1 protein-coding gene is annotated in these 12,746 nt (G+C 75.0%); it reads right to left on the bottom strand.

The annotated features are described in order from the left end of the window. Positions 1–9: 9 nt before the first annotated feature. Positions 10–12,447 (bottom strand): SDR family NAD(P)-dependent oxidoreductase, encoded by a 12,438-nt coding sequence (locus ACQPYE_RS17620; protein ID WP_498722420.1) that lies wholly within the window; start codon positions 12,445–12,447, stop codon positions 10–12. Positions 12,448–12,746: the final 299 nt, after the last annotated feature.

Genomic DNA, 12,746 nt, shown 5'->3' with positions numbered 1-12,746 from the left:
TGCGCTCCACTAGTCGCCGAACTCCTTGTCGATCAGGTCGAACAGCTCGTCGTCGGAGGCGGCCGCCACGTCCTCGTCCGGCACCTCCGGCGGGTCGTCCGGTCCGGCCCAGTCGGTCAGCAGCTCCCGCAGCCGGGCGGTGAGGCCGGCGCGGTCGGCGGGGTGGGCGGCGGCCAGCGCCTGGCGCAGCCCGTCGAGGTGCGACTGCACCCCGCCGACCGGCGTCGACCCGGTCGGGGACGGTCGCGGGGACGGCGTCGCGGCGTCGCCCAGGCGGGTGGCCAGGCCGGTGGCCAGCGCGACGGGCGTCGGGTGCTCGAAGACCAGCGTGGCGGTCAACTGCAGCCCGGTGGCGGCGGCGAGCTGGTTGCGCAGCTCGACCGAGGCCAGCGAGTCGAACCCGAGATCGGTGAACGCGGCGTCGGGGTCGACCTTCAGCGCCGAGGTGTGCCCGAGCACCGCGGCGACCCTGCCGCGAACCAGGGCGAGCAGCTCGCGCTCCCGTTCCGCGGGCGTCATCGTGGCGACGCGGGCCGCCAGGTCGGGTGTCGCGCGTGGACCGCTCGGTGCCGTCCGCCGTACGGGGACGAGCCCGGCGAGCAGCCGGGGCACGCCATCGGCCTCGCGCAGCGCGACGAGGTCGAGCTCGACCGGCACCAGCGCGGGTCGACCCGTGCGCAGGGCCGCGTCGAACAGCGCGAGCCCGTCCTCGACGGCCAGGGGTCGGATGCCGAGCCTGCCCAACCGGGCCACGTCCACGTCGGCCAGGTGCCCGGTCATGCCGCCCGCGTCGGCCCACAGCCCCCACGCCAGGGCGGTCGCGGGCAGGCCGCGGGCCGCGCGGTGCCGTGCCAGGGCGTCCAGGGCGGTGTTGGCCGCCGCGTAGTTGGCCTGTCCCGCCGTGCCGAAGACGCCGGCGGCGGCGGTGAAGAGCACGAACGCGGCGAGGTCCAGGTCGGCGGTGAGCCGGTGCAGGGTCAGGGCCGCGTCGACCTTGGGCCGCAGCACGGCGGTGAGCCGCTCGGGGGTCAGGCCCGTCAGCACGCCGTCGTCCAAGACGCCTGCGGCGTGCACCACGGCGGTGAGCGGGCGGTCGTCGGGGACGGCGGCGAGCAGGTCGGCGCACCAGGCGGGGTCGGCCACGTCACCGGCGGCGAACTCGACCCGGGCGCCCAGGGCCGCCAGCTCGGCGGCGAGCCGCTCCGCTCCCGGCGCTTCGGCTCCGCGCCGGCCGGCCAGCAGCAGGTTCCGCACGCCGTGCCCGGTCACCAGGTGCCGGGCCAGGTGGGCGCCCAGGGAACCGGTGCCGCCGGTGATCAGCACGGTGCCGTCGGGGTCGAGGGCGGGGAGCGTCCCGGCGCGTTCGTCCGGGGTCACGCGCGCCAGTCGAGGCGCGAACGCCCGGCCGGAGCGCAGCGCGACCTCCGGCTCACCGGCGGCCAGCGCGCCCGCGAGGGCGTCGAGGTCGTCGGCGGCGGGCACGTCGGCCAGGGCGAACCGACCGGGGTGCTCGGCGCACGCCGAGCGCACCAGACCGGTCAGCGCCGCGCCGGCCAGGTCGGTGACGTCCTCGTCGTCCCGCACGGCGACCGCGCCCCTGGTGACCACGACCATGGTCCGGTCGGCGGTGCCGGGGTCGGCGAGGAAACCGTGCATCCGGGCGAGGGTGTCGGCGGCGAGGGCGTGCACCTCCTCGGCGGTGGGCAGCGCGCCCACGCGCACCTCCCGATCGTGGCCGACGAGGACGAACCGCGCGTCCCGGTCGGGTGCGGCCCGGTCGTCCAGGGGCTTCCAGTCGAGGCGGTGCAGGGAGTCGACGGCCGGTCGGGCGGCGCGCAGGAGTTCCGGGGTGACCGGCCGCAGCGCCAGGCGGTCGATCGAAGCCAGCAGCCGACCGGTGTCGTCGGTGAGCGTGACCGCGACGGTCAGCGGCCCGACCGGCTCCAGCGCGACCCGCAGCGGCGTGCCGGTGAAGGGGCCGTGCAGGCGGGCGCCGGCGAAGGAGAACGGCAGCAGGCCGCTGCCCCGGTCGCCGTCGAGCGTGCCCAGGCCCACCGGGTGCAGCGCCGTGTCCAGCAAGGCCGGGTGCGGCGCGGCGCCGGCGGCGCCCACCAGGTCGTCGGGTGCCACGACCTCGGCGTGCAGCGCCGTGCCGTGCCGCCACACACCGCGCAGGCCCTGGAAGGCCGGCCCGTAGTCCAGCCCGTTGTCGGCGAACCGGTCGTAGAGGGCGGCGGCGTCGACCAGGTCGGCTCCCGCCGGGGGCCACTGCGCGGCGGCGGGCTCCGGCTCGGGCCCGGTGTCCTCGGCGAGGCGTCCGGTGGCGGTGGCGGTCCACGCGCCGCCGGCCCGGCGGGCGTGCACGGACACCGCGCGGGAACCGTCCTCGGCGGGCGGCTCCACCCGCACCTGCAGGGCCACTTCCTCGCCCTCGGGCACGACCAGCGGCGCGGTCAGGGTCAGCTCGTCCACCCGGTGCCCGCCCGCGCGGCCGGCGGCGTGCCAGACCAGGTCGAGCAGGGCCGTGCCCGGCAGCAGCACCCGGCCGCCGACGACGTGCCCGGCCAGCCACGGTTGCGCGGCCGTGGACACGGCGCCGGTCAGCAGCAGGTCCCCGGTGCCCGCCAGGGTCGTCTCGCCGTGCAGCAGCGGGTGGCCGTTCGAGCCGCCCGCGGCGGGCGCGGTGAGCCAGAACGACTCGGACCGGAACGGGTAGGTCGGCAGGTCCAGGCGCCCGCCCGCACCGCCGGGCACGGGCGCCGGCGCCCGGCCGTGGACGTGCAGCCGGGCCAGTGCTGCGGTGACCGCGTCGGCCTCGGGCGAGGACCGGCCCAGCAGCGGCACGGCCACCACCGGTCGGGGACGCGGCTCGTCACCCAGGCACTCGGCGACCATCGCGGTGAGCGCGCCGCCGGCGCCCAGTTCGAGGAACGCGTCCGCGCCGTCCCGCAGGGCGGTGACGACGCTGTCGTGGAACCGCACCGCGGCCCGCACGTGCCGGACCCAGTACTCCGGCGAGGTCAGCTCCTCGTCGGTGGCGATCCGACCGGTCACGTTCGAGACGACGCGCAGCAGCGGCGCGGAGTAGGACAGCTTCTCCGCCACCACCCGGAACTCTTCGAGCACCGGGTCCACGTGCGCTGAGTGGAAGGCGTGGCTGACCCGCAGGCGCGTGGTGCGCACACCCCGGTCGCGCCACCGCCCGGCGAGCCGGTCCACCGCGTCGGCGTCACCGGAGAGCACGACCGAGCGGGGGCCGTTGACCGCGGCGATCGACACCCCCTCGTCGAGCAGCGGTCGCACCTCGTCCTCGGACGCGGCAACGGCCACCATCGCGCCGCCGGCGGGCAGGGATCCCATCAGCCTGCCGCGCGCGGCGACCAGCGCGGCGGCGTCGGGCAGGGACAGCACACCGGCCACGTGCGCGGCGGCCAGCTCGCCGACCGAGTGGCCGAGCAGCAGGTCCGGGCGCACCCCGCGGGCGTGCAGGAGCCGGAACAGGGCGACCTCGACGGCGAACAACGCCGGCTGGGCGTACTCGGTGCGGTCCAGCAGCCCGACGGCGGGTGAGCCCTCGTCGGCCCACAGCACGTCGCGCAGCGGTCGGTCCAGCAGCGGGTCCAGGGCGGAGGTGACCTCGTCGAACGCGGCGGCGAAGGCGGGCTCGGCGCCGTGCAGCTCGCGCCCGGTGTTCCACCGCTGGCCGCCCTGACCCGGGAACAGCAGCGCCAGCCCGCCGTCGGCCGCCCGACCGCGCGGCGGGGTCGGGTCGTCGACGCCGTCGCCCAGAGCGCGCGCCGCGGCGGCGAGTTCCACGCGGTCACGGCCAAGCAGGACCACCCGGTGGTCGAACGCGGTCCGACCGGCCAGCGCTCGAGCGACAGCGCCTGGCGTCGCCGCGTCGCCCGGCCCTGCGAGCCAGTCGGCCAGCGCGGTGGCCCGCCGCCGGAGCCCGTCCTCGTCCTTGGCCGACAGCGGCCACGCGGTCAGCCCGGCCCGCTCCCCCGCACCGGCCGGTTCGGGGACAGCCGGTTCGGCATCGGCCTGCTCCAGGATGACGTGGGCGTTGGTACCGCTGATGCCGAACGACGACACCCCGGCACGCCGCGGGCCGCCACCCGTCCACGGCCGGGACTCGGTCAACAGCTCCACCGAACCCGCCGACCAGTCCACGTGCGGCGTCGGCTCGTCCACGTGCAGGGTCCCGGGCAGCACGCCGTGCTCCATCGCCAACACCATCTTGATCACACCCGCGACACCTGCCGCGGCCTGGGTGTGCCCGATGTTCGACTTCAACGACCCCAACCACAACGGCTCGTCGCGGTCCCGCCCGTACACTTCCAGCAACGCCTCGGCCTCGATCGGGTCACCCAGAGTCGTCCCCGTGCCGTGAGCCTCCACCACATCCACATCGGACGGAGCCAAGCCCGCATCCGCCAACGCGGCCCGGATCACCCGCTGCTGAGCCGGACCACTCGGAGCCGTCAACCCGTTCGACGCGCCATCCGAGTTCACCGCCGAACCACGCACCACCGCCAACACCCCATGACCGTTGCGCCGGGCGTCCGACAACCGCTCCAGCACCACCACACCCACGCCCTCGGCCCAGCCCGTGCCGTCCGCCGACGCGGCGAACGACCGGCAGCGGCCGTCCCGCGACATCGCACGCTGCCTGCCGAACTCCACGAACACACCGGGTGAGGCCATCACGGTGACGCCACCGGCCAGGGCGAGGTCGCACTGACCCGAGCGCAGCGCCTGGGCCGCCAAGTGCAGGGCGACCAACGACGACGAGCACGCCGTGTCCACCGTCAACGCCGGACCTTCCAGACCCAGCGCGTAAGCGATGCGGCCCGACGCGACGCTGGTGTGCCCGCCGGTGAGCAGGTGTCCGGCGACGTTCTCCCCTGCCGCATCCAGCCGTGGCCCGTACTCCTGGTGCGAAGCGCCGACGAACACGCCGGTCCCGGTGCCCCGCAACGCATGCGGGTCCAGTCCCGCGCGTTCCACCGCCTCCCAGGACGTCTCCAGCAGCAGCCGCTGCTGCGGGTCCATCGCCAACGCCTCGCGCGGCGAGATGCCGAAGAACGCCGCGTCGAACCGGTCGGCGTCGTGCAGGAAGCCGCCCCGGTCCACCACTCCCGCCGCGCGCAGGGCGTCGAGGTCCCACCCGCGCGAGGTCGGCAGACCGCTGATCGCCTCACCACCGCGCGCCACCAGGTCCCACAGTTCGTCGGGGGTCCGCACACCGCCGGGCAGCCTGCACGCCATGCCGACCAGGGCGATCGGCTCCTCGACCGGTCGGGCGCGCTCCTCGGTGACCGGTGCGGCGTCGCCGAAGACGAGCCGCTCGACCCGCTCGGCAAGCGCGCGGGGCGTCGGGTGGTCGAACAGGACGCCGGCCGGGAGCCGGTGGCCGATGGCCGCGCCGAGCGCGTTGCGCAGCTCCACCGAGGCCAGCGAGTCGAACCCCAGGTCGCGGAAGGCCGTGTCCGGGCGCACCGCGTTCGGGGTGGTGTGGCCGAGCACGGCGGCGGCGTGCGCGCGGACCAGCGCCAAGGCGGCCCGGCGGCGCTCGGCGGCGGGTGCGTCCGCGCGGATCGGGGTGTCGGCAACCGCCGCCGGCTCGGCCGGGACGATCGCGTCGAGAAGGCCGGACGGACGCGGGGCGCGCAGCACAGAGGCGAACCGGGACCAGTCCACGTCCGCGATGACCACGGCGGGTTCGGCCGACGCCACCGCGTCGTGCAGCGCTGCCACGGCGACGGCCGGGTCAAGCGGACGCAGCCCGCGCCGGGTGAGGCCGTCGGACACCCCATCCGCCATGCCCGCACCCGCCCATGGCCCCCACGCCACGGCGGTCACCGGCAGCCCTTCGGCCCGCCTGCACTCGGCCAGGGCGTCCAGGGCGGCGTTCGCGGCGGCGTAGCCGGCCTGGCCGGGGTTGCCCGTGACGCCGACGATTGAGGAGAACAGCACGAACGCGGTCAGCGGAAGGTCGCGAGTGAGGTCGTGCAGCGCGTGCGCGGCCTCGGCCTTCACCCTGTCCATCACGGCCAGGGCCTGCGGGGACGACTCGGCGACGGTGGCGTCCTGCACCACCCCGGCGGCGTGGAACACCGCGTGCAGCGGCAGGTCGACCGGCACGCCGGCCAGCAACTCGGCCAGCGCGGCCCGGTCGGCGACGTCGCAAGCGGCCACGGTGACCCGCGCGCCCCGGCGTTCCAGGTCGGCGGCGAGGTCGGCGGCACCGGGAGCCAGCGGGCCGCGCCGGCCGACGAGCAGCAGGTGTTCCGCGCCCCGGTCCGCGAGGTCACGGGCCACCGCGGCGCCCAGCGCCCCGGTGCCACCGGTGATCAGGGTCGTGCCGCGCGGGCGGAAGTCCCCGGCCGGGAGGTCGGCGCGCACCAGCCGCCGAACCCGCGTCCCGGGTGCCCGGACCGCGTACTGGTCCTCCTGCCCCGGCGCGGTCAGCACCCGGCACACCCGGTCCAGCACGGCGTCGTCCACCACGTCGGGCAGGTCGAGCAGGCCGCCCCACAGGTGCGGTGACTCCAGCCTGGCCACCCGACCCAGTCCCCACACGGCCGCCTGCGCGGGTGACCGCGGCGGGTCGACGGGGTCCGTGCCGACCGCGCCCGACGTGAGCAGCCAGGTCGGCACCGCCGCGTCGAGGTCCTGCAACGCCTGGAACAGCGCCAGCACGCCGGATGTCGGGGGTGTGCGCTCGTCCAGGGCCAGGAAGGACAACACGGCCGTGGCGGAGGCGAGGTGCGGGCGGAGCAGGTCGACCAGCTCGGAGCGCCCGGCCGCGGCGGGCACTGCGAGCACCACGGCGTCGATGCCGCGGTGGACCAGCGCGGCAGGCAGTCCTCCGGCCGCCGGGTGGACCACCTCATCCGGGACCACGACGAGCCACCTGCCGTTGGCGGTGGCGGTGTCCGGATCGGGGTGGTGCGCCCAGCGCACCCGGTAGACCAGGTCTTCGCGGGGACGAGCGGCGGTCGGGGCGTCGTCGGGGGCGAGCCAGTGGTGCGTGCGCTGGAAGGCGTAGGTCGGCAGGTCCGCGATCCGGCCGCCCTCGTGCATGCTCGACCAGTCCACCACGCCGCCCGTGGCGTACACGGAACCCAGAGCGGAGACAGCCGTGACCGCCTCATCCCGATCAGCGCGCAAAACCGGGAAACACGGCAGGTCCGGCACCAACGCGGTCAACACCGCGTCCGGCCCGACCTCGACGCAGCGCACCACACCCTGATCCGGCAACTCCGCCACGGCGTCCGCGAACCGGACCGTCTGCCGCACATTCCGAACCCAATACTCCGGGTCCGCGACCGAACCACCATCCACAGTCGACACAAAGGTCACCTGAGGCTCGGCGAACGACACCGACGACACAACGGCCCGGAACTCGTCCAGCATCGCGTCCATCCGCGCCGAGTGGAACGCGTGACTCACCGTCAACCGCTTCGTCCGACGACCCCGCGCAGCGAACCCCGCCGCCAACGCCAGCACCGGCTCCTCATCACCGGACAACACCACCGAACGAGGCCCGTTCACCGCAGCCAACGACACACCCCTGGTCAAGGTGATCTCGTCTTCCGACGCCTCGACCGCGACCATCGCCCCACCCGCGGGCAGCACCTGCATCAACGCACCACGCGCCACCACCACACGACACGCGTCCTCCAATGACAACACACCCGCGATGTGAGCAGCCACGACCTCACCGACCGAGTGACCCGCCACCACATCCGGCGTCACGCCCCACGAGGCGAACAACCGCGACAACGCCACCTCGACCGCGAACAGACCGGGCTGAGCGAACTCCGTCTCGTCAATCCGTGCATCATCCGAGGTCAGCACCTCCCGCACCGAAGCCGGGAAGTACGACAACACCTCACCCCACGCATCAGCAAAAACCGGGAACGACGCCGCCAAACCACGACCCATCCCCACCCGCTGCGAACCCTGACCCGTGAACAGGAACGCCGTCCCACCACGGACCACAGCACCGTGACGGCTCTCGCTCACGGCGGTCAGGCTGTCGAGCAGTTCGTCGATCGTCGTCCCCACCACGACGGCCCGGTGGTCCAGCGTGGCGCGGACGGACAACGACCGGGCCACGGCGTGCGGATCCGCCGAGGAGTCGAGCGCGGACCGCAGGCGGGACGCCTGTGCCCGCAAGGCCGCCTCGTTGTGCCCGCTCAACGGCCACACCGCGAACCGGTCCGGGTTCCGGACAGTTTCGACGGGGGCTTCGACGGCGTGTTCCAGGACGAGGTGCGCGTTGGTGCCGCTGATCCCGAACGACGACACCGCGGCACGCCGCGGACCCTCGCCCGCCCACGGTCGCGCCTCGGTCAACAGCTCCACCGAGCCCGACCAGTCCACGTGCGGGGTCGGCTCGTCCACGTGCAGGGTCTTGGGCAGCACGCCGTGCCGCATCGCCTGCACGACCTTGATCACGCCGAGCACGCCCGCCGCGGCTTGGGCGTGCCCGATGTTGGACTTCAGCGAGCCCAGCGCCAACGGCCGGTCGGCGGGTCGGTCCGCGCCGTAGGTCGCCAGCAGCGCCTGCGCCTCGACCGGGTCGCCCAGCCTGGTGCCGGTGCCGTGCGCCTCGACCGCGTCCACGTCCGACGGTTCCAGCCCCGCGTCCGCGAGCGCGGCCCGGATCACCCGCTGCTGGGCCAGGCCGCTGGGCGCGGTCAGCCCGTTCGACGCGCCGTCCTGGTTGACCGCGCTGCCGCGGATCACCGCGAGCACCGGGTCACCGTCGCGCCGCGCGTCGGACAGCCGGCGCAGGACGAGCAGTCCGGCGCCCTCGGCCCAGCCGGTGCCGTCGGCGGTCGCGGCGAAGGACTTGCAGCGCCCGTCCGGTGCCAGCCCGCCCTGCCGGGCGAACTCCGCGAACATGCCGGGCGCGCCCATCACCGTCACGCCGCCGGCGAGGGCGGTGTCGGTCTCGCCGTCGCGCAGCGATCGGCACGCCAGGTGCAGTGCCACGAGGGACGACGAGCACGCCGTGTCCACGGTGATGGCCGGGCCGTCCAGGCCGAACTGGTAGGCGATGCGACCGGAGGCGACGCTGGTGGTGGTGCCGGTCAGCACGTAGCCGGCGGTGTCGTCGCCCGCGCGGTGCATCCGTGGTCCGTACTCCTGCGGGATCGCGCCGATGAACACGCCGGTGCCGCGCCCGGGGAGGGCGGCGGGGTCGATGCCGGCGCGCTCGAACGCCTCCCAGGCCAGTTCCAGCAGCACCCGCTGCTGCGGGTCCATCGCGACGGCCTCGCGCGGCGAGATGCCGAACAGCTCCGGGTCGAACCCCGCGGCGTCGTGCAGGAACCCGCCCCGCACGGCGGAGGTGCCGCCGGGCAGCGCCCGTTCCCAGCCGCGGTCGGTCGGCGGGCCCGAGACGGCGTCCACGCCGGCCGCGACGAGGTCCCACAGCTCCTCCGGCGACGTGACGCCGCCGGGGGCACGGCACGCCATGGCGACGACGGCGATCGGCCCGTCCGCCCGCCGCGGCTTCGCGCGGACGGGTTCGGGTGCGGCACCATCGGCCCACCACGCGGACAGCGCGTCGGGGGTGGGGTGGTCGAACAGCGTGGAGCCCGGCACGGTGCGGCCGGACCGGTCCGCCAGCCTGCTCCGCAGCTCCTCCAGCATCACCGAGTCGAAGCCCAGGTCGCGGAACGTGCGGGCGGCGTCGACGTCGGTCGGGTTCTCGTGCCCCAGGACGGCGGCGGTGTGCGCGAGCACGAAGCCCGGTCCGGGACCGGTGCGGACGGCCTGCGCCCGCGGTGGTGGCGGCGGAGCGGTGGCGGTGATCGGTGGAACGCCACCGAGCCAGTGGTGCCTGCGCTGGAACGGGTAGGTGGGCAGGTCGGCACGCCCGCCGTCCGGGACCACGTCCGTCCACTTCGGAGTGACACCGCGCACCACGGCCTCGCCCAGTGACAGCAGCACCCGGTCCAGGCCACCGTCGTCACGGCGCAACGACCCGACCGCGACGACATCGGCCTGCTCTCGCACTGACGTGCTCAGGATCGGGTGCGGCGAGCACTCCACGAACACACCGAAACCGTCACCCGCCAGCTTCTCCACCGCCGAGGCGAACTCCACGGTCGAACGCAGGTTCCGGAACCAGTACTCGGCGTCCAGCCCCGACCCGTCCTCCACCTCACCGGTCAACGTCGAGTACAACGGCACGTCACCGACACGCGGCCGGATCGGAGCCAACACCTCCGCCAGCTCCTCGCGCAACTCCTCCACCTGAGCCGAGTGCGACGCGTAGTCGACCGCGATCCGCTTCGCCCGCAGAACACCCGTGGCCAGCTCGTCCAACGCGCCCGGCTCACCGGACACCACCACCGCCGAAGGCCCGTTCACCGCCGCGATCGAGATCCGCTCGCCGAACGGCGCGATCAACCCACGCACCTCGTCCTCGGAGGCGACGATCGACACCATCCCGCCGCGACCCGCCAACCTCCGCAGCACCCGCGACCGCAACGCCACCACCCGCGCGGCATCTTCCAACGACAACGCACCGGCGACACACGCCGCCGCGATCTCGCCCTGGGAGTGGCCGACCACAGCAGCCGGCTCAATCCCCCACGACCGCCACAACGCCGCCAACGACACCATCACCGCGAACAACACCGGCTGAACCACGTCCACCCGCTCCAGCGCGAGCGGATCAACCAGGACGTCGTCCAACGACCAGTCGCAGAACGGCCGGAGCGCGGCGGCGCACTCCGCCAACCGCGCCGCGAACACCGGCGACTGCTCCGCCAGCTCCACAGCCATCCCGACCCACTGGGAGCCCTGACCCGGGAACACGAACACCACCCGGCCCGGATCGCCGGCGCGGCCGAGCACGACCGAGGGCGCCGGCCGGTCCTCGGATAGCGCGGTGAGACCGCGGACAGCCGTGTCGCGGTCGGCGGCCAGGACGACGGCACGGTGCTCGAAACGCGCGCGGCCGGTCGCCAGGGTGGTGGCCACCGCGGACAGCGGCACGGCTTCGGAGGCCAAGTACGCGCTCAGCCGCGCGGCGCTCTCCCGCAGCGCTTCGGCAGACCGCGCGCTCAGCGGCAGGGGCACCGGTCCGGGCAGGTCGACGCCGGGTGCAGGAGTGTCGGCGGGTGCCGGGTTCTCGGCGGGGGCGCTGCGCACGACCACGTGGCAGTTGGTGCCGCCGATGCCGAAGGAGGACACGCCCGCGGTGCGGACCCCGCCGGCCAGCGGTTCCAGCGCGGTGACGACCCGCAGGCCCAGACCGTCCAGGTCGATGCCCGGGTTGGGGTTCGCGAAGTGCAGCGACGGCGGCAGTTCGCCGTGGTGAACCGCGAGGATGGCCTTGAGCACGCCCGCCGCGCCGGCCGCGCCTTCCAGGTGCCCGATGTTGGTCTTCACCGAGCCGACGGCCAGCGGCCCGCTCCCGGCGAACACCGCGCCCAGGGCCGCCGCCTCCACCGGGTCGCCCGCGCGGGTGCCGGTGCCGTGCAGTTCCACGTAGTCGACGTCGGCGGCGGTGACGCCGGCGTCGGCGTGGGCGAGCCGGATCACGTCGCGCTGCGCGTCGGCGCGCGGCACGGTGAGCCCCTCGCCGCCGCCGTCGTGGTTCACCGCGCCACCCGCGATCACCGCGTACACCCGGTCGCCGTCGGCCAGCGCGTCGGCCAGCCTGCGCAGCACCAGGACCACGCCGCCCTCGCCGCGCACGTAGCCATCCGCGCGGGCGTCGAAGGTGTGGCAGCGACCGGTCGGGGACAGCGCGCCGAACTCGGCGAGCACGGCGCTGCCGACCGGGGTCAGGTTCAGGTTCACCCCGCCGGTGAGCACGGTGTCGGCCTCGCCGCGGCGCAGCAGCCGGCAGGCGTGGTGCACCGCGACCAGCGAACTGGCCTGCGCCGCGTCCACCGTCAGGCTGGGACCGGTCAGGCCGAGCAGGTGCGAGACGCGGTTGGCCAGCATCGCCCTGGCCAGACCGGTGAGGGTGTGGGAGGTGGCGGCGGAGCGGGTGAGCGTGGCGTAGTCGTCGGCCATCGCTCCGATGACCACCCCGGCGCCGCGGCCGGCCGCGACCTCGGGGGTCGTGCCGGCGTCCTCCAGCGCTTCCCAGGCCAGTTCCAGCACCAACCGCTGCTGCGGGTCCACGACGGCGGCCTCGCGCGGGGAGATGCCGAAGAACTCCGCGTCGAACCCGGCGACGTCGTCCAGGAAGCCGCCGCGGCGGATCCCGGCCGGGTAGCGGCCCAGGACCTCCTCCGCGTCCGGCCAGCGGCCGGGCGGCACGTCGGCCACGGCGTCGCGCCCGGCGCGCAGCAGGTCCCAGAAGACGCGGGGGTCCGACGCCCCCGGCAACCGGCAGGCCAGTCCGACGACCCCTACCGCGCAGTCGTGGTCGGCGCCGGTCGGTGCGACAGCGGGCCGGCTCACCACAAGATCACCCGCCCCTCGGCTTTCGCGATGTTCCCGTTCCGCGCGGGCGTACTCCGAATTGCGCCCCGAGCCACACCGATCGGCCGGTCCGACGTGGTGCGGGGTCGACTGAAGTTACAATCGGGCGGCGATCCGACCACACCCCTAATCGCCCCTAACCCCGATCCCGACACACCATTCCCCGGCCCGGCAACCCCGGATGCTGCGGTGTGTGCGGGAACGTCGCGGTGCGCCGGTGTTAACGTGGTGGGAAATCGTCGGAACCGGCGTCACGACGCCTTCGTGAAGCGGGGACA

Source organism: Actinosynnema sp. CA-299493 (assembly GCF_050946825.1).
Taxonomy (GTDB): Bacteria; Actinomycetota; Actinomycetes; order Mycobacteriales; family Pseudonocardiaceae; genus Actinosynnema.
The sequence above is the reverse complement of the archived record's forward strand: the minus strand, read 5'-3'. Positions and strand labels throughout refer to the sequence as shown.